Origin of the sequence: Paenibacillus sp. NRS-1782, assembly GCF_050467685.1 — a bacterium.
Taxonomy (GTDB): domain Bacteria; phylum Bacillota; class Bacilli; order Paenibacillales; family Paenibacillaceae; genus Paenibacillus; species Paenibacillus terrae_A.
Map to the genome: position 1 here is coordinate 1 of NZ_JBITPH010000058.1, position 22929 is coordinate 22929.

Consider the following 22929-nt stretch of genomic DNA (forward strand, 5'->3'; position numbering starts at 1 on the left):
ACCGAGCGCGCCGCCAGCTTTTCCGAGGTGATGCTTTCCGCTTGGAGCGCACGACCGGATACGCTATCCGGGGCCAGATGTCTCGTAAGCACCGAGGAAGCCTGTAAATGAACCGAGGTGACCGCTCCCGCTGCCAGATGTGTCGAATCCACGGCCGCCACAGCCAGATGGTTGCTTTGGACCGCCTCGTTTGAAATGTGCCCATACTGCACTGCATGGGCAGACAGCTTGGTAGAAGTTACGCTCTCTTCCGCCAATTTGACAGAGGTAACCACTTCATCCTGTAAGGCCGAGGTCCCCACGGCCTGGAATGCGATATGCTCGCCCTGAATGACTCCGTTTTGCAAATGCTCCGATTGGATGGATTCCAGTGCAATATGCTCGGACTTCACCGCGTTCTGAGCCAGTGCAGTTTCCTGTACCGCTCCGGCTGCCAAATGCTGGGTGTGTACCGCTTGCGCAGCCAAATGTGCAGGACCGACGCTGCTTTCCGCCAGGTTGGGCGCTTGCACGGACCGAGCCGCCAGCTTCTCCGAGGTGACGCTTTCCGCCTGAAGTATATGACCGGATACGCTATCCGGGGCGAGATGCTTGGTCAGGACCGATGCAGATTGCAAATGGTTGGAGGTGACGGATTCAGGAGCGAGATGATTCGTTTCCACCGCTTCAACAGCCAGATGATTGCTCTGTACAGCTTTATCCGTGATATGCCACGGCTGCACGGAACGTGCGGACAGCTTGGAGGAAGTTACGCTGCCCTCTGCCAATTTAGGAGCTGTAATCGCCAGATCATTAATTTTATCCGTAGCTACGCTCTCTGGCGACAGTTTCAGCGAGGTTACCGCATGATCCTGCAAATGATGGGAGTACACCGCTCCACTCGCCAAATGCCCTGTTTGAACAGCACCTTCACCCAATATGTCTGCGGTAACAGACTGCCCTTGCAAGGCCGAGGTTCCCACACTTCCGTTCCCGATATGTTCACTCAGCACAGAACCCACGGCCAAATGCGCCGAACGAACGGACTCAGTCTGTAATGCCTTACCACCCACACTTTTGTCCGCCAGATGGTTTTCACGAATAGCCCCGGACGCAATGTGTACATCTGCAATTTCTTGAGGCGCAATTTTATTTCTGGTTACCGCCCCTGCGGCAATTTTGCTTTCCGTAATCGCTTCGTCAGCAATTTTGTCAGGCTTAATAGCGTTCGAAGCAATGTGATTTTCCTTGACCGCCTGATTCGCCACATGGTGATCCAGAACTGCGCCCTTCCCTAATTTCTCGCTCGTGACAGCCCCAGACTGTAAATGATGCTCCGTAACTGCACCCGTTACAATATGATTTTCCCGAATAATTTCCGACTGAAGATGTAATGAAGAGACCGCCTCTGGAGCAAGCTGAGGGCCTTGTATAGCCGCTGTGGCAATATGTCTGGTAAGTACCGCCTCATCGGCGATTTTGTGCGGTAAAATGCTTTGATCCGATATTTTGGATGAAGTCACGGATTGATCGACAATTTGCAGCGAGCCTACAGATTGATCCGCCAACTTGTTGGACTGGATACTCCGGTCTGCCAAATGACGAGCTGTCACTTGACCCGTTCCAAGCTGCTCTTCCCCAATGGAGCCGGGACTCAGATGCTTTCTTTCAATCACTCCAGCCTGAATATGCGCACTGGTGACGGCCTCATACTCCAGATGACGCCCACTGACAACTCCTTCTTCCAGTTGTTCCTTGCCCACAATTCCGTCGGAAAGCTGCTTGCGATTAATCGAACCGGGTGCCAGATGCCGGGCAATGATGGCATGCTCCGTTAAATGTGCACTTTCAATGCTGCCAGCCTGAATTTTAGAGCCATCCACAGCCCCATCTCGCAGTTTGGAGGTGGTCACAGACTGATCCCCAAGCTTGGAGCTGTCGACGGCCTCATTGGCCAAATTGTTAGATTGGATTGTGCCGCTGCGAATTTTATCAGAGGTGATCGCCTGATCCTGAAGCATTTCTGAAGACACAATCCATTGCTTAAAGTGTCGGCTTTCAATCGAGCCATTCGCGATATGATCGCTGCTGATAATCTTATCGGCCAGCTTTTCCGGGGTGATGCTGCCATCACGAAGCTTCTCACCGCCAATGGAACGATCCTGCAACTTGCTGCCTGCCACCGATGCGTCCGACAGATGCTCCACCGTAATGGAATCCGGGGCAATTTTCGAAGATGTTACTGCACCGTCAGCTATTTTAATGGTATGAACAGCATAATCCGCCAGAGTTTCCGTTTGGACGCTCTCTTGCTTCAGCTTGCTGGAATCTATGGAGGCGGGAGCGATCTTCTCCCCGGTTACAGCCAGATCACTTAAATCGTCTGTATAGATGAAAGCATTGTTTACATGTGGCGCCTTTTTATTGTTCAATATTTCTTCGACGTCAATCGCCTCAAGCAATGGCTCTGACGGGGACTCAGACAGGGACTCAGACAGAAGCTCAGGCTCTTCGGGCACATCCATCAATACTTGAGTTTCCTCTGCTGCACCTGCATCCTTATTCTCCGTGTCGTCCCCGATTGGGTCTTCGTGCTCGGCAATGATCTGTAGCTCCGCCTCCTCAACCATTGGGGGAGGCGGAGAAGCAACCTGATGAAGTCTTGCTTCTGTCTCCCACTCCGCAGGCTGTGGCTTTAAGCGCTGTATCATACTTAATTCATTCATATCCGGGTCAATTACACGATAGAGCGGCTTTTTGCTTCTGGTGGTTTTTCGGCTCTTGTTCTTCAAGCAGCTCTCTCCCTTCTCATATTTATCGTTACGGCATCATATGCAGACTCTTAGGCACTTGCCACCCTGCAAACGGGATTCACTATTGCCCAGATAAGGGTCTATAAAATCCACGTTTGAAAAAATATTGTTAAAAGTTAAAATAGTAAGGGTGAAGATTGCTACAAGAAGAGAGGAATTACAATAATATGATGATCAAACCAAGAACACGCGGCTTTATCTGCACCACTGCTCATCCGGTGGGGTGTGCCCAACATGTTCAGGAGCAAATTAACTATGTGCAAGCCCGTCCTGCTATCGAGGGACCTCGCAATGTGCTTGTGATCGGGGCATCTGCCGGATATGGCCTGGCTTCCCGCATCACGGCTGCATTCGGAGCGCGGGCCAATACCATCGGCGTATATCGTCCCAGTAATGCTACAGCTACACGGACAGCATCGGCAGGCTGGTACAATTCCGCTGCATTTGAAAAGGCTGCTCAGGAAGCAGGGCTTAAATCCTTTAGCGTGACAGGGGATGCCTTCTCGGATGAAATCAAAGCCAAAACAGTGGAAGTCATTCGCGAAGAGCTGGGGCAAGTCGATTTGGTCATTTACAGCGTCGCTTCCGGTCGTCGCACGAATCCCCGTACAGGTGAAACGTTTAATTCCGTGCTCAAACCTATCGGCAAGCCGTACACCAATAAAACAGTCAACTTCCACACTGGCGAAGTGAGCAGCGTTACACTGGAACCTGCAACAGAAGAAGAAGTACAGGCGACTGTAGAGGTTATGGGCGGCGAAGACTGGCAGTTGTGGATCGAAGCCCTGCGTGAGGGCGGTGTGCTGGCTGATTCTGCGACCACCTTCTCCTTTTCGTATATCGGCTCAGATATTACCCAAGCCGTCTATAGAGAAGGCTCGATCGGAAGTGCAAAGAATCATCTGGAAGCCACAGCACAACAGCTGAACGCTCAGTTGAGAGCCACAGGCGGACGCGCCTTCGTCGCAGTCACCAAAGGACTGGTCACTCAATCCAGCTCTGCTATACCAGTCGTACCTCTGTATATTTCCGCTTTGTACAAGGTAATGAAGGAAAAAGGATTACATGAAGGCTGCGTGGAGCAGAGCTACCGTCTGTTTTCCGAGCGTCTCTATGCTCCAGAAACTCCTGTGGATGAGGAAGGACCTATTCGCATTGATGATTGGGAGCTACGAGAAGATGTGCAGGCTGAGGTAGCGAAAATATGGGACGAGCTGACGACAGACAACATCTACGAGCTGTCTGATCTTGAAGGATATCGCCACGAATTTTTTAAGCTGTTTGGCTTTGAATTTGAGGGTGTGGATTACGAGGCTGACATTGACCCGATCGTGGATATCCCTGCCGTTCGCTAAGTCATTCTAGTACCGATATTGTTATTATGTTAGAAAAGCAAAAAGCTGTTCTCCGACAGATGAGTATTCATCTCTGCATGGAGGACAGCTTTTGTTTGAAGCAAACATTGCAATTTTAAAATTCATTTGATATTGTACAAGTAGGCATAGCAAAATCCCTCTTTCCAATAAGAGGGTAATCACAGTTGGACAAGTCCTACCTTGCCTGACCGTACTTATTTGCTTAGCCTATTACATCCCACTCAAAAGGAGATGAACAACATGGCAAAAGACGTTATGTGTGAAGTGAATTCATGTACACACTGGGCTCAAGAAAATAAATGTAGCGCAAGCTCCATTTATATCGTAAGCAACAGACCTACAGACACTCACAAGTCCGAAGAAACGGACTGCAAAACCTTTGAAGCAAAATAAGGTTGGTTATTTCTGTAAAGCATTGGTTTACCCTAAAGGAGCCCCTAGCCGGGTTCCTTTTTCTTTTTACATTTTAGCAAGAATGAGAATTATTATCAAGTCCTTTTTTAACAACTGAGGATAAAATAATAACACGGAGGACAAAAAAAGAAGCGTCGCTCTGAACGATTCGCTTCTTGTGCTTGATTTTTTGTAATTGTTCCTGCTTGGTTGGCTTCATTCGCACATGCTGTGATATCTCGCCATAATGACCATTGGTTTTGCGGCTCTGTGCAGAGCAGTAGTTTCCGGCGCGCTTCGCCTTGCTTAGCGCTTTTTGTGTTTGAGTACGTGCCATATGACTTTCACTCTCCTTGATTGGACTCCATTCATCATAGCATCTGGAATCCCCATCGTGAAGAGTACAAGTGTATGAGCTCACTGATTTCATTAAATGTCGGAAAAAGGATTGGACTCGCCACTTGCGGCTGCCAAAACAACAACGACGATTATAAAAATGATGATCAGCGCATAGATCAGCGTCCCGATAATGCTGCATACCAATCCGGCAATAGCCATACCCCTGCCCTGTTCGCCATGACGGTTAATTTCCTTCAGGGAAAGACTGGACAAAATAATACCGATGATGCCGATAATGAACCCCAGATAGGGAATGACGACAGCTAGAATACCGAGCACCATGGAAGCAACAGCTTTACTGTTTGTAGGCGGAAGCTGTGGGGGCGGATTAAATGGGGCGTTATAACCATTCGTCTCCTGAAAAGGATCGGACGATTGGGGGTCTTTGTATAAATTACTCATTTGTCTGATTCAACTCCAATATGTAAAATAACAATATATACGTTCTAGGGTACCACAATCTTACAAATCAGGACAGTACTTATTTTTTAAAAAAATATTTATCTTTTAAGCCGTATGCAGCTATTCATTAAAATTCACAATACGTTTTACCGCAAAACAGTCGCTTTGCAGAGCGGACTGAAACATTCCACCCATTCGGATCGTCTATAGAGTAAATTTCAGAAAGGGGATTTGTTCTATTATGCGGAAGAATGGAATCTTGTTTTTGATTATCGTGCTGATGTTGATAACAGCTTGTAGCTCTAACGCTGAAAAAATAGTTATTTCTCAAAGTGGGCAGGGGCAGGATAAAATAATACTCTACAAACTACAAAAGGACGCCACACTGCAACAACAAACAAAAAAAGATGTAATTGCTACATTTAATGATACTTCGGACACTATGATATTGATCAATGCAATGAAGGAATCTGAAAAGATATCAGGAATAGTTAATACGGATTCTCCAAATTACGAAGCTACATTCCAAAAAGATGGAACAAAAGATTCTTATTATTTATGGATTAACAATAACGATCCAACCAGCAATGCTATGTATGTGAATAAGGACGATACTCATACTACGTACAAGATATCAGTCAACTCCACAAATTCGATAAAAAAATTACTTAAGGGAATTAAAGATTAACTAAAAAGGTCTGTTCTTTGGGTTTAAATAAAGAACAGACCTTTTTTGGATTTTATTTTAAAACATATTTTTCCAATACTGATTTTCGGAATTGTTCTTTGGAGTCTTGTTTATCCACCGATGAGCTAGGAGATTGAGATGAGGGTTCAATAGTAAACTTTCCGAGATCCATATTGATTACGCTATACTGTCCTTGTGTATTTTTCTTGAGAAAAATAATACTTTTTTCATTTTGCTTTAATTCAGTATAATCCTCATAGGCTATTTTTTTCTTGCCTTCGGCATCATCAATATAAGAAATCGGCTCCACGATAGACAATGGCTCTTCTACGTTTAATGCTGCCCCTTCGGGTGATTTAATCACTTTCTCAATTTTTATATTCGTAAGTGTATAAAGGTCTTGTATCGTACCATCATCAAAGCTTGTAACGATATGTTGTCGATCATCAAACTCCTGCAAAGGACTCCCTATCACAATAAGCTCTGCATTGGAGTCCAATTCGCTTACAGTTTTATAATCAATATAAGAAGCTTCTAACGAAATTTTGGGAGTATTTAATTCTGAAAATTGTGGAGAAGCATTGGTGGATGTAAAAAAAAGACTCCCTGAAGCAATCAGTCCCCCTACTGCTAATACAGAAATACCCAACTTTATTTTTTTATTAAAAGTCATAATAGTGCCCCTTCCTTAAATTAGTTATTATGCTAATTAGTTTCCCCACTTAGCAATTAAGGATTGCTTGTCATATGCTTGAACACCGATCGACTGAATACCTTGTTTCATAACAGAGCTGCTAGAAGTGGATGGATGCGCTTGAGATAACGTATGGCCAATCTCATGGGTTGCGTTGGAGGTTTTTTGTGCGGAATTCATACCGGAGGCCTGCATCTGGTTATGATAAATCACCACCGTGGCATATGCCCAGCTATCACTTACACCTCCTACACCACCAGATGTTTTATACGGTGTTGTCAATCCCAATAAACCAGATGTAGCTGTAGAACCGACATAATATCTGTCTGGAGTCCCACTTGTCGATGTCGTTTTACCAATGTTTACTGATCCAGATGCAGCGTTCCAATCAGAACGTGCGGTATCATAGGCACTGGTATAGCCATTCGTAGAAACAGAGGAATCATAATATGCATTAAAATTGGCTGAGCTTCTCCCTCCAGTAAAGCTAGTTGCAAAAGAAGTGGAACTAATAGAAATCACGGCAATAGATAATATTCCGACCATGGAAAAAAGTTTTTTCTTGGAAGCTAATAGTTTTTTCAAGGTTAGCACCCCTTTTAGGAAATTTGGAAATCTTACTATCATTCCTGACGTAACAGAAAACCACTACATCATCGGCAGCACTTGCTACACTACTAATATACAGTCTATCTTTACAGCAATCTACCATTTAAACAAAATTTTTCATTATTCGACATCAAATTGATTCTTTATTCCTACTTGAAATTCATCAAAATACTGAAATAGGAATACGATAGAGACACCCGAAAAGAATTGAAGAAGAATTTCGTGACCAGAAGTGTGATCAAGCAATCTAGAAATAGTGAATTGTAAGAAAAATACATGAATACATAAGCACATTTCGAGGTGATCGGGCATACAGTATTTTACCTATTACTGATAAAATGCGCTCCATGAGAGCATCCTGCCAAGGAGGTCGGAGCTATGGTATATCGTGCAACATCCCACAGAAGGTGTTCGCCTCACAAACGCTTAAATGCTGACATGCTCAGGAAAATATCCGCTGCCATGCTGCCATTTTACAAAGCTATTGCCACCCGCCGTACTTTTGCAGTCCAATGGTCACGTGCTGTGGTGCATGGCAATTTGGATCGGATGAAGGCCCTGCTCTGCTCGGTAGCGCCATTTGCCGCCAAGCAAGGACTGGGCACGAACGGCATCGGCTATTTTATCTCCTTTTTGGCCCAGCCACCGAAGCTGTATTATACAAACGGAACGACGATTCCACCCGGTACGGTGCAGTTTACATTTGAGCCGAGGGTTCACCGCGCCATCGCCAGAGACGTTTTTCCGCTGTATCTCGAATTGGCACGCAATTCATGCTTTGCTTCTGCTTTAGCCAAAGCCATCAACCGGAAAGACCAGCGTTCGGTTGCTCTGATGATCCGCAGCTTGATTCCATCCACTGCACTGAAATCCGTACAAATCGAGGATCATGGCTTTGCGTTGCTTTTTAAGTATCCTTACAGTAAATATCCATACCGAAATCTGCTCATTCAGGAGTTTTCTTAAAAAGGTCACTACAGTCGTTACAGATGTTTTTGCTTGAGCTGATCAATCAGCTCTTTCCCCAACTGTATAGCCATGTCCGTCAACATTCGGATTTCTTCCTTCGTTACATGATCCATATGCGCCCCGCAGCAAATTGCAAAGTTACCCGCAAACTCTTTTCGTAATCGAACGGCAATTTCTTCGGTAATATAAAATTCCTTGTGGGCTTGCAATTGAACGGTTTGGATCGGCTCCAGTCTGGCTCCTGCTGTAATCGTTCCCAGATGGGGCTGATCGCCGCCGGAAATAAGTACGACTATGTCCTCTCCCATAAAATAGGCATCCAGCACAAGGCGGATACGCCCGCTTTCCTTTTGCAAATGAATCATATGATTCTCTCCTGTCTAAAAAATAACATGTGAATAGATTCACTTTATGTGTTTCTATTCATTCTATCGCTTCCAAAACTGTTCCACAATTCAAAAAGACCCACAGCAGACCTCCGTAAATGGTGGCTTGCTGTGGGTCTTCTGTTGTTATTTTAAAAGGAACCTTCCGTGCATCTTATTAACGGATCGTGATGGTATGCGCAGCTTTACCGCTTGCGCCATTATTATCCGTCACCGTCAATTCCACGGTATACGTTCCGGCTGTGGTAAATTTATGCTTTACCTTGGAACCGGACGCTGTATCGCCATCGCCGAAGTTCCAGCTATAGCTGACGATTTCACCGTCTACATCACGTGAGGCTTTTCCGTTAAACGGAACGTTCTTGTTCTTCTTGGCTGAATCATTCGCCTGAATGATTGCAACTGGTTTCTCATTAGAGGTCGGCGGATTCGGATCAGGGTCCTGCCCTCCACCCTTCGTTACATACAATCTTCCGGGTGCTTCCGTCTCCACTTTATTTCCTGCTGCATCCTTTACCCGGATCACGATGACTCCACCCTCCAGGCTCAGAGAAGAGGAAGTGAAGTAAGTTCCTTCATAATGACCTGACGAGGTTTCGTTTAACGGAATTTCGTTTCGGGCCAAGCTGGTCAGATTGAAGGGCAATTCCACGCGGAAGGATGCCTCCAATCCAGACGCACTATCGAAGGATACCTGCACCGGTTGCCCTGGAGTGATACGCACATCCTTAGCAGGATTAATGTTTTCCAGCTTCGGCAAGGCTGTATCGACATACACCGAACGGGTAACCGTCGTTACGTTCTCCGCAAGATCTTTTGCAGTCACCGTAATCTGATTTTCCCCTTCATTGATAAGCAAGCGCTTGTTAAAGCTGCCGTCGCTTCCAAATTCGGCTGGCTCCCCGTTAATCGTCAAGTCGGTGAGGAACTCGTCGTACACCGTACCTGTTACACTGACGACGCCCGCATTTGTCCGGGCTCCTTCATCTGGCGAAGTCAAGATCAGTCCCGGTTTAGTCTGGTCAAGTATAACGACCACAGGCTCGGAACGATCTGTTACTTTGCCGTATACCGCCGCCTGAACACTCAGTGGATTGGAACCCGGCTGAAGATCGACTGCCAGACTGAACTGGCGATCCTTCACCTTGGTTGTGCCCGCCAGTTCATTACCGTTAAAGAGCTGGATGTCCGCCCCGTCTGCCGGGGAAGTACCTGTAACGGTAATTGTCTCTTCCTTCGTATACGTTGCCTTGGTCGGTGTTGTAATCGTTGGGGCATTAACCGGATATCTGACCATCGCCCGGATCATGTAATTGCCCTCAGTCTCCGGTGATTGACTCCATGCGCCGCTTACACCTTGCCAGCTACGAAGCGCATTCGGTCCACTCTCGTCTGTAGCAAGACCCGGGGACTGCGTGCCTGCGCTAGGCTGCGTATAGACGATATAGAAGTCGCCTTGAACCGTAACGGGTTCAGGGAATTGTACCGTCGTCCACTGTGTCTCATCCCTAACGGCTGTACCGTCAAATGGACCAGCCAGCAGACGTCCCGGTGCGCCTGTCGCACCAGATGCATCATAGACGGAGTATTGGAACGCCGTTCCTCCCGGATTCGGGAAGGCAGAGTTCCAGAACAGAAGCGACGCTCCTGTCACTTGAGCCACCTCTGATTCAGGTGTCATTCTGACTGCCCAGGAGTTGCCTGCCGCGTTAAAGGCTCTGGCATTTTCTCCAGTACCGTCATCATAAGCGATGCCCCCCTGGAAGCCGATAAATGGCTTCAATGCGACATTCGCTTCCACACTGCCGTTCGGAGGTGCTGTGACCGTGACACTGTCGCTGTAATAATTTTCTGCTGCAATGGATAATGTATATGTCCCTTCCAGCACATCCAGCGTAAATTCTCCAGCCTCATTGGTTTCTATCGTAGCAATGCGTGCATCCTCCAGCACCAGTACTTTCGCTTTTCGGATCGGTTCACCGGATTGCTTATCGGTAATGACTCCGTGAATCGTACCATGAGGTACCGCTTGGAGACTAAAGTTCGCTCTGATGACTTTATTATTCTCAATCGTAACCTGCTTCGTTTGCGGCTCATAGCCATAGGCCTCGGCCTTTAGCGTATAATCGCCAGCTACATGAGTGAAGCTGTATTTACCTGTGGTCGGATCGGTTTTCACCGAACGTCCGGTTTCCAGTACGGTAACTGTGGCGCTGGCAGGAAGACTTTCGAGACCAACACGCCCACTGTCCACCGTGGCCTCCGTCGGCTTCACTTTTTCCTGGAATTCACTCTTTTCGGTGCTTGTAATTTTGTACAGCGGGAATTGTTCTTCCGCTTTTTCCAGTTTGATATTCGACTCAGGTACTACATCCTTGGTCACTGTCGAAGCTGGAATGCCCAGCACACGGAAATCGTCAATGTACCAACCGTTTTTGTTCACACTGTTATCCGATTTCAAGCGGAAGCGAATTTGAATCTCATTGCCGGTATAGCTATCCAGATTGTAGTAAACTGGAGTCCATTTTTTCCCATTGGTGTTATGAGAGAATTTGCCCAGCTCGGCCCAGGTGTCGCCATTATTTTTGGACACTTCCACATAACCGAAGTCATAGCCGGACTCAATTTCAAACCAGTGGTTGAAGGTGAGTGTTGCGTTCCGCACACCATTCAAATTTATTTTTGGAGAAACCAGCGAAAAGTCAGCTCCGCTCTCATAGTTACTATCGAGATCGGTTGCCCATACGTTTGGTCTCGATACTGCACTTTCTGGTCCCACTTCTGTGGGGATGCCACGTTCCCATTCATCCTTGGTACCAGAATGAGTCCAGCCATTATCCGAGCTGCCATCAAACGAATCGCTATACAGCGTATCCGGCAAATCTACTCTCAGTGAAGCCTCATTCGACTTGGCTCCCTCGTTGCCACTGTAATCCTCGGCCGCCACTGCATAATGATAGGTCGAGCTGCTGACCGTGATCGTATCGGTGAAGGTCAGTCCAGAGGTTGTACCCAACGAAGTGTAATTGCTGCCCGATTGGGTGGAGCGATACACTTTGTACTGCTTCACGTCTTCATCGGATGAAGCATTCCAGGCCAGCGAGACGTTGCCGACTGTATCCGCTTCGGCAGTCAGATGACTTGGCGCGGCAGGTGCAACGGTATCCGGCTCCTGAAGCGACAGATCGTCGATATACCAGCCATCTTTTACAACTGTATTATCACTTGTAAAGTTGAACAGAAGGTATACCTTCTGACCTGCAAATGCTCGCAGATCGAGATATTGTGTTTTCCAGCCGTTGCTGGTGCCTGTAAATGATAATACCTGCTCAAATGCATTCTGATTGTTGGTGGTGGCTACATACACCTTGCCGAAATCAGAATTGTTTTCGATATCGTACCAATGCTTGAAGCTGAGCAACGCCCCTTTGGGGCTATTGGTCAGATCAATCGGAGGAGCGAGGAAATAGCTGTTAGAGTTGGGCGCATATTTGCCTTCGAGATTGGTCGCGAGGACCTTCGTTCCCGAATATGCACTTCCGGGGCCGCTTACCGGGGTTCCCCATTTCCACACACTACCCTGTCCACCGACATTGATACCGGCAATATCCTTTTCAAAATCCTGTGTGTAGCCAGGTTTGACGCCTTTGGAGACATTAACCTTGTACACTTCGGTTTCAAAACCGTTATTGCCGTAATCATTCACTCGAATATAGTATTCCAGACCGGCGCTATCCACCAGGAAAGTCGGGATGGACGCTTGGTATGTACCGTCTTTGCTGTCGCCGGAGGTCCGTTCCAACGGAATATATACATAGTTTGACGTACCCGCTGTTTTGGCAAAGGCCTCAACTGCTGTCACCCCGACATTATCCGTTACATGAGCAGTCAGAGGTATGTCAATGCCCTCGAATGCCGCAGCAGACGGTGTATGCTCCAGAACAGGCGCTTCCAGATCCTCTCCACCTGTTACAACTTTACCGGATACGGAGCCCAAGCCCTGAACGACAGAGCCGACTGCATCCAGTGCATTAATAACACCATGTCCGTAGCCATTGTTCGGAGAGGTCGGATATGTGCTATCCGTGCGTGGTGTAGCTGTATTTTCCAGAATCTCTTCCAGCTGATCCACGGTAAGCGAATGATTCGCTTGCAGCAACAGAGCCGCAAGTCCCGCTACATGAGGGCCTGCCATGGAAGTTCCGTTATATCCGCCTTTATAAGCACCGCCAGCAACGGATGATCGAATATTTACACCCGGTGCAGAAACTTCGGGCTTCACTTCACCGTATGGCGACGGTCCCAGCAGTGAAAAGTTGGCCAGCTTGTCATTAAGATCGGTTGCTCCAGTGGCAAAGGATTCCGGATAGTTAGCCGGATTCGCTACCGATCCAGGGCCACCCGGATTGGAAAGTGAGGTGTTACCTGCGGAGAATTCAGGGAATATCTGTGCATCCCGCCATGCTTGAACCACAGGTCGGAACCATTCATCGAGGCCGGGTCCGCCGCCCCACGAATTGTTCACCACGTCCGGTGCAAGCTCGGGATGAAGATTGCCCTGGGCATCCCTTGGCGCAAGCAGCCATTGACCGCCATCGAGGATAATTGCATCCGTCGTTTCCGGATTAAAAATCCGAACCGCAATCCACTTCGCGCCAGGCGCAACGCCGACCCGATTCGTTCCATTTTCCTCGGAGCCGACCATCGTTCCCATCGTATGCGTACCATGGGAACTGTCTTCCTGATCGACTGGAAGCGTCGCATGACTATGCGGATCGTACCAGCTCAGCTCGGGATTCACGACATTGCCTGCCGCGTCCAAACCGCGCCATTTGCGATGCAGGGCCGGATGAGTATAGTCTACACCTGTATCGAGATTGGCCACGACGATTCCGGTTCCGTCGATTCCTTGTTCCCATACTTGGGGTGCATTAATATGTGATATATTCCATTCCACGGTAGATGGGTCTACAGCGTTCTTACCTGCATTGCCGGGCTTCGCCGATGTTTTACTATCGTCCTTTTCCAGCTCTAACGCTTTCTCTGCCGTTGCAGGTTTTGCCGTGTCTGCTGTCGCTGTTTCAGCAGTTTTGGCGGCTGTCCCCTCTGCCTGCTTGTCAACTGTCACCTTTTGCAGATAACGTGTTTCATTCGGCAAAATTTTGTCTACCTCAGGCAGCTGCGAAATATGGTCCAGCACCTCCTTGGTGCTTGTGACTGCCAGGGCATTGACAATAAAGTAGCTTTTATATTCCTTCACTCCGCCGCTCTCTGATTGTTTATCCAAATAATTTTCAAGCCCGTATTGGGTTCTTGAAGCAGTTTCACGCAGAGAGCTGATCACATGGCTGCGGACAGCCATTTTGGCGGCAGAGGGTGTTATTTTCTCAAGTGAAGCCTTTTGGAGAGCATTTTTGGAAACCTTGTTCGTGTCTACCTGCTCTTTTAATTTGACCAGATAGGTTACATAGTTGTTCTCCTCAAACTGTTTGGTCAGTTTTGGGGATACCTTTGCAGTCGTTACCTTGTGCGCAGCTGATTTCAACTCCAGCTTGGAGCCGTCCGGTGTGTTATTCGCCAAAGCGGGTTGAACAAAAGAAAAGGCCATAAGCAAAGATAGTCCGATAGATAGTGGTTTCTTAAATCGTTTAGGTTTAATCAATTACTTCTCCACTCCTTTTACTAGGTTTAATATTTCTGGTATAACCTGTACGAGAGTAAGACCTCATGCCTTCTTGCCTTGCACATCAAATCTACGGGCTGTACAACATGATAGGGTTGGCAACCACCTCCTTCATAGAATATAGAGGTCAGCATTTTGCATCACTTGATCCCCAACGCTCGAAAGTACAATTTGAAATCGCTCTTGGGATTGTTGCAAAGGTGCGTTTATTTCATAGGTGGATGTATTTCATAGATGAGTTTGTGAATCAAAGATAGCGTGCGATGAAATTCAGCAGATACCAAGGAGAACAAGCAGGAGAATGTCGAAGAGAGAACATGTTATAACACGACATGTTATATCGTTACATTTTATATTAAAAAATGATATAAAAACATATATTATGGATAGTATAAAGTTATCAAATCAGATATACAAGTGATTTTTTTTGCAATTCCCTTGAAATTTATAATTTTTGTATTTTCTATGTACGAAAACCCTTTGTAGCGGCTGCGTTAATGTTGCATTACACGGTTAGCAGGTGTATGCAAATCTCTGGACGAGCCGCTTCAAGGGATTTCCGAAGTTTTTCTAAATCACGATCAGACCATTCTAGTTAAGTACCGAATTGACCGCAGCCAACGCGTCGATCAGGCCATATCCATAGCCGTTATTCGGTGAAGTTTTATATTGGCTGTCTGTCAGCGGCGTCGCTGTTTTCGAAATAACATCCTCCAGTTGATCCACTGTCAAGGATGGTTTGGCCTGGAGCAGCAATGCCGCTAATCCGGCTGTATGCGGGCCTGCCATGGATGTACCGTTCCAGCCCCCCTCATATACTCCACCAGGAACAGAGGAACGGATGTTTACGCCAGGAGCTGTTATTTCAGGCTTCACTTCGCCATATGGAGAAGGGCCGCGCAACGAGAAGCTCGCCAGCTTGTTGTTGACATCAGTCGCTCCAGTGGCATAGGCTTCCGGCAGATTCGCCGGATTGGCTACAGACCCAGGACCGCCCGGATTTGATAGTGTCGTGTTACCTGCGGAGAACTCAGGGAAAATCTGTGCTGCTCTCCACGCTTTGGTGACAGGACGATACCATTCATCCAGCCCAGCTCCGCCACCCCATGAGTTATTTACCACATCCGGTGCAAGCTCAGGATGCTTCTTGCCATTTTTGTCTACTGGAGCCAGCAGCCATTGACCTCCGTCCAGCAGAATGGAATCTGTCGTGTTCGGATTGAACACTCGAACAGCAATCCATCGGGCACCAGGAGCAACCCCAATTTCATTCGTACCGTTACTATCCGAGCCAACGCTCGTCCCCATCGTATGTGTACCATGTCCATTTGCATCTGTTGGCAGTGATGCTCCGTTAACCGCATCATACCAGCTCAGCTCTGGGTTCACGACTTGACCGGAAGCATTCAAGCCGCGCCATTTTCTTTTCAGCGCCGGGTGAGTGTACTCTACGCCTGTATCGAGATTGGCAACGACAACCCCTTTGCCGTCAATGCCTTTGGCCCAAACCTGTGGTGCTTTGATTTTGGAAATATTCCATTCGGCTTTGCTCGGCGTTACAGCATCCTTATATACGGATTCCTCCACGGATTTTTGTGCATTCTCTTCCGTTACAGCCGTGTCTACAGCAGCTTGTTCGGCTGTCGCTTCCTCGACTGCTGTCTGGGCATCCTTATCTATTTCAACCTTTTGCAGCTCCCGTGTTTCATCCGGTAAAATTTTGTCTACCTCAGGAAGTGTGGCGAGATTATCCAATACCTCCTTGGTACTCGTTACCGCAAGTGCGTTCACAATAAAATAGCTCTTGTACTTTTTGACGCCTCCGTTATTGACTTCCTTTTTTAAGTACTCTTCCACAGGCTGTTGAGATTTTTCAGCAGTATCTATGAGAGAGTTCACAACCGTTGTACGTACAGAAAGCTTAGCGGCAGCGGGGGATATCTGGTCTGCGGAAGCCTTTTGAAAAGCATGCTTGGCAACCGACTCTGTATCTACCTGATCTTTTAATTTGACCAGATAGGTGACGTACTCGTTGTCACTGAATTGCTGGTTCAGCTTGGCTGAAACCTTGGCGGAAATAGTCGAAGCCCCTGCCACGGTGGTTGTGCTCGCATCTCCGTACACTGGAGAAATCAGAGAAAAAGCAAGAATAGCTGTAAAACTAGCCGATAACGTCTTTTTGATATTTTTCGACTTAATCAATACTTATCATCTCCATTTACTTGGTTTTGTGGTTCTTAAGAACAACCTGCCGACAGCCGTGTGAAAAGCTCACGAAATAGACTCTGGTCATCACCTCCTTCAAAAAATATAGATTCTAGCATGGAATCCATAGGTCATGATTCTGTGGTGAACAACCAAGGGTGCAGGACCAAGAGAAACAGTGTTCTGTTGGGACAAAGGCATCGCTGGCGCTTGTACAGCACCATGCTACCTACTATGTCCGTCCCCAAGTAAATTTTCAAAATTCAGCTTATATGGCTTTGGAAAAAGTAAGAGTAAACGTGAAGAAAAAAAGTAGGGTAGGGAGCCAGAAGTGATCGAGGAGTTTAAAACCTACGCATTAAAAACCAAATTAAAACAAAAGAATAATACAAATGGTATCTTTTGAATCTAGTATAATGTCATAAAAACAGATATACAAGCATTTTTTTTGAATTTTTTCCCTTTTTCTTCGAAAAACAAAAAACCTCTTCCGTTTTTACGAGCAGGTGCTATTCTTGATAGTGCCCTGCTAATCGTAAAAATAAAAGAGATTTTTCGGCAGTCGTTCTGCACTCCAATAGAAGAGTTCAGAGAGAGCTATCTGCCGCTATTTACAGGTATGGGAACCGGAACCGCTCCATCCGAAATGGATGGTTTTGATAGTGCTTGCGATCTGCCGCACAGAGCAGCGCATTCCCGAAAAGCCATCTGCCTGCACCCGCGACATGTATCCCGATCCACCAGTGCTATGGCTGCTGTGAGGGCTTCTCCTGTATGCTCGAAAAAATGCTCGTGTCCGATCATGTCGTAGCATCCGGTTTTGTGAAGTAATGTCTGCGGCTGCGGCTGGAGGCCGGAAACAAGTACCGTTCCACCGGATTTACGATATTTCTGAATCAATGCGGTAAAGTTAGACTCTCCTGTCATATCCATAAAGGGAACCTTACCCATACGCACCAATAAAATCCTTTGCTTATGACCAGCCTGACCTCCCATCCCCGAATTTTCCAATGCCGAAGCGGCACCAAAAAATAGAGGGCCTTCCACACTATAAATCGCTACCTGCGGGCAATCATGCTGCTCTGTAACCATATGGGCGCCGACTTTTTCATGCTTGACAGAAGGATCGGGTAACACCTTATCCACTGAAAGCGTACTGCTCATACGCTTGACGAACAGCACGACCGCCAAAATCAGACCTACTTCAACAGCCGTGGTCAGCGTCGTAAATACCGTCAGTAAAAAGGTGACAACCAGTACGATAGAGTCCGCTGTCCGCGTCTTGAGGATGTGTGCAAAATGTTTGCGCTCGCTCATATTCCAGGCGACCACCATCAACACCGGAGCCATACTCGCCAACGGAATATTGGATGCATACGGAGCAAAAACAACCAGAATGAGCAGCACAACCAAGCCGTGTACAATCCCCGACATGGGAGACACGGCACCACTGCGGATATTGGTGGCAGTGCGCGCAATTGCCCCCGTCGCTGGAATGCCGCCAAACAGCGGTGTAAGCAAGTTGGCAACACCCTGTCCGACCAGCTCACGATTGCTGTTATGCCGGGCTCCTGTCATGCCGTCAGCAACCACCGCCGAAAGCAGGGATTCGATAGCTCCCAGCATTGCAATGACAAGCGCGGGCGGCAGCAGCTTCACAATCAGATCCCAGGTCACGCTTGGAACATGCAGCTCAGGCAGAGATGCCGGAATTGCGCCGTATGCGGAGCCGATCGTTGCCACCTGACCCGGAAAAAACCAGGCTGCCACCAGCGTGGATAAGAGCAGGCCAACGAGTGAACCGGGTACCTTGGGCCATTTTTTAGGCACCAGAATAAGGGCGGCAAGACAGATGCCCGCCGTCAGAATACTGTACACATTCAGTGAAGGCAGGCGATGGATCAGCTCTGCCATAGAAGGCAGGAACGTTTCATGCCGCTCTACTCCGCGCAAGCCAAGAAAGTTAGCAATCTGACCGCTAAAAATCGTCACGGCAATGCCCGCCGTAAAGCCAATCGTTACTGGCTTGGGGATGAACTTAATTAACGCGCCTAGCCTCAGCACGCCCATTAAGATGAGCATAATTCCCGCCATAAAACCGGCTATAAGCAAATTCTCATAACCGTACTGCATGACAATAGCCAGCAAAATCGGAATAAACGCGCCCGTCGGTCCGCCAATCTGAAATTTGGACCCTCCCAACAGTGAAACCAAAACGCCTGCCACAATGGTTGTATACAGCCCGTATTCCGGCTTTACTCCTGATGCAATGGCAAACGCCATGCCGAGCGGAATGGCCACAATTGCCACGATACTTCCGGAAATCAGGTCCTTTCGCAAAGCTCCTGCGTTATATCCCTCGAACCTTCCCATCCACTTCATCCTCTGTAACCCTTCTTTTCTGTAGTAGCATTACTTCTCGTTCCGTATACCCTCCAGCAACGAGATCGCTTCGACCAGATGATTGTCAAAAATTTGCCGCGCCACCGCAAGCAGTTCCGTCAAAAGCGGGTCCCGTAACGAGTAAACGACCGTGGTGCCTTCCTTAATGCTGCTCACCAAATTTTTGGCGCGCAACACGGCCAACTGCTGCGATACGGCAGAGCCTTCGGAACCGAGCGCAGTCTGTAGCTCATTTACGTTCCGCTCCCCTTCACTCAACACCTCCAGAATGCGGATGCGCAGAGGGTGAGCCAATGCTTTGAAAAAGTCGGCCTTAAACTTCTGGAGATCGCCTTCCATGCTTGCTCCGTCCCCTCACAAAAATTGTTCTGTAAACCATCAACAATCTCTGAATATTTGAATATTTAGATAGTAACAAATTTGGGTCATTTGAACTATGATTTAACTCACACTTCACTATGATTAAAGTCACATCTTTCCATTCTTCCTCTGTTCAGGGTTGACAGCTTCCACAGGTTTCCATTAACATAGCAATTAACTTTAGGAAAAGGGGGCCGACAGACATGACTGAGCTTTACATGATGGTGACAGACAGGCAGCATGACAAAACCACATATTTGAATTTTCGTCTCATCGGCCCCGTTCGGGCGACATGATGGGTGACATCGCGTTGTCTGACAGCGTGATTAACCAGGCTTTTTTCTGTATTTAATGCTATTGGAAGAACAGGTTATTTTACGTATGAATGATGTATAGATCATGACGTGTAATGACACTTTCGGTGCAGGAAGCCGTAGACGACAAGTCTGCGGCTTTTTTTATTTTCTTTTTTAAAGCTTAATTTGTATGTAATTTAGATTTCAGGATTTTTGCAAAATCCTCATTGACATGAAGAAGGGAACTATCCAACCATATGAATATACAAAATACAACAGACTCATTCTTAGAAAAGGGACCTTATAGCCATCTGATGAAGCTTCCGGCTGGCGATTTGACCGTATATGCTTCTCAGCAGCTTTTCTCCTCGCTGGATTACAAGGTGTTCGAGATGGCTAATAACAATTTACAAATTCCCGGTATCCGCTATATGGGCTATACACCAGATGTACATGTAGGCATCGGAACCTGCATTGGTACGACTGCGGTATGGGGAATGGAGGACGGCTATGTGTCTCCCTCCATCGTCGGCAGCGATATCGGCTGCGGTATGCGCGTACACCTGACGAATTTGCACAAGGATGCCTTGAAGGAAATCAAGCTGCGCCGCAAGCTGGTCAAAACCATTGATAAATATTTGCCGATGGAAGCCCACCAGCGCGGACATTATTCAGATATCCGGCTGGAGCATATTGTACGCAAGGGCCTGCATGGGTTACCCAATAAATATATTCCGGACAGCTACACACCTAAAAAATCAACCTCACTCACCCATGTGGAGCACAGTAAATTCTCATTTGATGAAGAGGTACTTAATCTCGTCGAAGATCGCACGTGGCACCGGGCTCACCGACAGCTCGGCACGCTGGGTGGAGGCAATCATTTCGTTGAAATTCAGGCGATTGAGATTGCCGAGCACAACCGTGAAACAGCCGAAGCCTGGGGAATGTTCGACGGTCAGGTTGCCGTCATGGTCCACTCCGGTTCACGTGCCTGGGGTGGAGCGGTCAGTCAAGCCAGCTCGTCTGCCATTGCCAAAGCAATGGGTCGCCTTGGGCTTGGCACCTCTGATCCAAGGCTGGTATTTGCCCCTCTGGAGCATCCCGAAGCTGCGCATTACATCAATATGATGTACTCGGCGCTGAACTATGCGGTGGTGAACCGGCATTTGATCGCATATTCCGTACGTGAAGCCTTCCGTGATGTCTTTGGTACAAAGTGCGAGTTGCGCACCTTGTACGATCTGATGCACAATTATGGTTGGGAGGAGTCCCACCCGGATCACGGTAACGTGTTTGTGCATCGTAAAGGGGCTACCCGCGCTCTTCCAGCCGGACATTCCGACAATCCAAAACCTTACCGGGAAACTGGACATCCGGCCTTGATTCCCGGCTCTATGGGGACGTCCTCCTATATTATGGTCGGCCTGCCGGGCGGACAGGGTAACTTCCACTCCATTTGCCATGGAGCGGGCCGTATCCGTTCACGCTCCGCGACCAAACGGCTCGTAAGTGTGGACGAATTTGCCGGAGCACTTGGTGTAGGGACAGACGACGAGATTGTGGTCAATCAGTCATCGCTGGAAAGCATTCTCGACGAATCTCCCCAAGCCTACAAAAATGTAGATGATATTATTGAAAGTGTCACCGGGGCAGGACTCGCAGCCGTTGTAGCCAAATGCAAGCCGCTGGCCGCCCTGAAAGGAGCTAAATAATTGAGTATAGACACCCCAGCTATTTACAAATTTGATGAACGTACGGATGGGCGAATTACCGGCTATGCCGCTTATGCCCGTCTGATCGACGGCATCAGTGAAGCCCTATATAACCGTTATGGCGTAAAATATGAGCTGTATGCCAGCGACGATCCCAATATTGAGTATTGGGAGTTGCTGGAGGAGGACATTCGTTCAGGCAGCCCGGATCTGGAGCATGTGGCACGGGTCTTTGATCGCCTGGAGGAACGTACCATCCAATATGACGATGACGGGCCCACTCCAGAATACGGCGTGCACCTGTCGATGCGTAATAATGTATTCGCCTATCCCAAGTGGGGCATCGCGCTGGCGCGGGTTCCCTTTTTCCGTGAAAATGGCGTATATAATGAAGATTACGTATTTGCGACAGGCGATGAGGAGCTGCAAGGCTTCCTCGCGGGGGTACGCGGGCGTGAACGCAAGCAGAACATGAAGCGGGTCACCGTCTTTACGGACACAAGCCGTGGATTATCCCGGCACTCGGAGCCGATTACCCGTGCCATTACGCGGGATGACGTTATTTTGAAAACGGAAATCAAGCGCGATATTTTCCGTTCACTGGATCAGTTTTTTGAAGCAGATCGTACCTTCTATCAGACTTATAATATTCCATACAAACGCGGTATTCTGCTGTACGGCCATCCAGGCAACGGGAAAACGACGCTTGTCAAATCTATTGCGAGCAGCGTACCGGGTCCGGCCGCCTACTGGCAAATTACGGAGTATACAACCAGTGAATCGGTCAAAGAGGTGTTCGAGGCCGCTACCCGTCTGGCTCCGATGGTGCTGGTCATTGAGGATATTGATTCCATGCCGCAGGAGGTTCGTTCCTTTTTCCTGAATACACTGGATGGTGCTACTTCCAAGGAGGGTATCTTCCTGATTGGAACGACCAACTATCCCGAAAAAATTGATCCGGGTCTGATGAACCGGGCGGGTCGCTTTGACCGCGCCTATGAAATCAGTCTGCCAGACGAAGCGCTGCGACTGGCGTATCTCAAGCTGCGCAACTTCCTTGTTTTTGCAGGAGAGACAGGTACACAGAAGGCGGCAGCGATGACTGACGGCTTCTCACTGGCCCAGCTCGGCGAGCTGTATGTCAGCACCGCTCTGGAATGGCATGAAAGTGGAACAACAGATATTGAGCTGATTATTAAAGGTATGCGAGGCGAGTTGGATAAGAGCCGCAAGCAGGACTGGTTAAAAAATGTAGCCGAAGGACGAGTTGGCTTCTTCTGATTTCCTTTTAAACCAGCCAATGAGCATAATCAATTTCCAATCATTGACTGTATATAGAACCGTATGTTACGCTCATAAGCAATAAAGTATCGAAAGGGTGACCTTAAGCCAATGATCTACTAATCCTATTCCACCAAGAGAAAAAATCGTGTTCTTACGAATTTTCTGGATAGGATTAGTGTAGGCTTTTGATATTAATGATCAGAGCATTGCTTCTTTGACGGGAGCCGTGTGTCTTTTTGTTCATATATCTGCCTCCTATCCAGAAACCAATGGAT

General features: G+C 47.7%; 15 protein-coding genes and 1 pseudogene. 6 read left to right on the top strand and 10 right to left on the bottom strand.

The window, feature by feature from the left end; genetic code table 11:
• Positions 1-2771, bottom strand: a pseudogene (locus tag ACIFQM_RS20975) (WIAG-tail domain); the annotation flags it as partial.
• Between the two features lie 188 nt (positions 2772-2959).
• Between ACIFQM_RS20975 and fabV the strand changes: the two are divergent.
• Positions 2960-4147 (top strand): enoyl-ACP reductase FabV, encoded by a 1188-nt coding sequence (gene fabV / locus ACIFQM_RS20980; protein ID WP_430046544.1) that lies wholly within the window; start codon positions 2960-2962, stop codon positions 4145-4147.
• A gap of 261 nt (positions 4148-4408) precedes the next feature.
• A complete protein-coding gene (locus ACIFQM_RS20985; protein WP_081473770.1) occupies positions 4409-4561 on the top strand; it encodes a DUF1540 domain-containing protein in 153 nt (50 codons plus the stop codon).
• Between the two features lie 73 nt (positions 4562-4634).
• On the opposite strand, the gene ACIFQM_RS20990 is transcribed toward ACIFQM_RS20985, so the two are convergent.
• Positions 4635-4898 (bottom strand): hypothetical protein, encoded by a 264-nt coding sequence (locus tag ACIFQM_RS20990; protein WP_430043287.1) that lies wholly within the window; start codon positions 4896-4898, stop codon positions 4635-4637.
• A 92-nt stretch (positions 4899-4990) separates the two neighbouring features.
• The gene (locus tag ACIFQM_RS20995) at positions 4991-5362 is read right to left on the bottom strand and encodes a DUF4190 domain-containing protein (RefSeq protein ID WP_430043286.1); all 372 of its coding nucleotides are present in this window, start codon (positions 5360-5362) and stop codon (positions 4991-4993) included.
• A gap of 241 nt (positions 5363-5603) precedes the next feature.
• Here ACIFQM_RS20995 and ACIFQM_RS21000 point away from each other — a divergent pair, with 241 nt between their 5' ends.
• On the top strand, positions 5604-6050 hold the full coding sequence (locus ACIFQM_RS21000) for a hypothetical protein (RefSeq protein ID WP_430046546.1): 447 nt from the start codon (positions 5604-5606) through the stop codon (positions 6048-6050).
• A gap of 52 nt (positions 6051-6102) precedes the next feature.
• Here the strand turns inward: ACIFQM_RS21000 and ACIFQM_RS21005 are convergent, their stop codons facing one another.
• Complete coding sequence (locus ACIFQM_RS21005; protein ID WP_430043282.1) at positions 6103-6723, bottom strand: hypothetical protein; 621 nt, start codon at positions 6721-6723, stop codon at positions 6103-6105.
• A 36-nt stretch (positions 6724-6759) separates the two neighbouring features.
• Positions 6760-7329: a hypothetical protein gene (locus ACIFQM_RS21010; RefSeq protein WP_430046548.1), complete on the bottom strand. Its 570-nt coding sequence runs from the start codon at positions 7327-7329 to the stop codon at positions 6760-6762.
• A gap of 402 nt (positions 7330-7731) precedes the next feature.
• Between ACIFQM_RS21010 and ACIFQM_RS21015 the strand changes: the two genes are divergently transcribed.
• On the top strand, positions 7732-8319 hold the full coding sequence (locus ACIFQM_RS21015; RefSeq protein WP_430043281.1) for a hypothetical protein: 588 nt from the start codon (positions 7732-7734) through the stop codon (positions 8317-8319).
• A 17-nt stretch (positions 8320-8336) separates the two neighbouring features.
• Here the strand turns inward: ACIFQM_RS21015 and ACIFQM_RS21020 are convergent, their stop codons facing one another.
• From ACIFQM_RS21020 to ACIFQM_RS21040, 5 genes are all read right to left on the bottom strand, one after another.
• Positions 8337-8687 carry a hypothetical protein gene (locus ACIFQM_RS21020; RefSeq protein WP_430043279.1) on the bottom strand — a complete coding sequence of 117 codons (351 nt, stop codon included), beginning with the start codon at positions 8685-8687 and terminating at the stop codon, positions 8337-8339.
• 178 nt (positions 8688-8865) lie between these two features.
• On the bottom strand, positions 8866-14370 hold the full coding sequence (locus ACIFQM_RS21025; RefSeq protein WP_430066077.1) for a S8 family serine peptidase: 5505 nt from the start codon (positions 14368-14370) through the stop codon (positions 8866-8868).
• 612 nt (positions 14371-14982) lie between these two features.
• On the bottom strand, positions 14983-16593 hold the full coding sequence (locus ACIFQM_RS21030; protein WP_430046553.1) for a S8 family serine peptidase: 1611 nt from the start codon (positions 16591-16593) through the stop codon (positions 14983-14985).
• A gap of 600 nt (positions 16594-17193) precedes the next feature.
• On the bottom strand, positions 17194-18978 hold the full coding sequence (locus tag ACIFQM_RS21035; RefSeq protein WP_430043273.1) for a SulP family inorganic anion transporter: 1785 nt from the start codon (positions 18976-18978) through the stop codon (positions 17194-17196).
• A 30-nt stretch (positions 18979-19008) separates the two neighbouring features.
• Positions 19009-19338 carry an ArsR/SmtB family transcription factor gene (locus ACIFQM_RS21040; protein ID WP_014282840.1) on the bottom strand — a complete coding sequence of 110 codons (330 nt, stop codon included), beginning with the start codon at positions 19336-19338 and terminating at the stop codon, positions 19009-19011.
• Positions 19339-19912: 574 nt separating this feature from the next.
• Between ACIFQM_RS21040 and ACIFQM_RS21045 the strand changes: the two genes are divergently transcribed.
• On the top strand, positions 19913-21370 hold the full coding sequence (locus ACIFQM_RS21045) for an RtcB family protein (RefSeq protein ID WP_430043271.1): 1458 nt from the start codon (positions 19913-19915) through the stop codon (positions 21368-21370).
• Positions 21371-22651, top strand: coding sequence for an AAA family ATPase (locus ACIFQM_RS21050; RefSeq protein ID WP_430043270.1), 1281 nt, complete (start codon positions 21371-21373; stop codon positions 22649-22651).
• Positions 22652-22929: the final 278 nt, after the last annotated feature.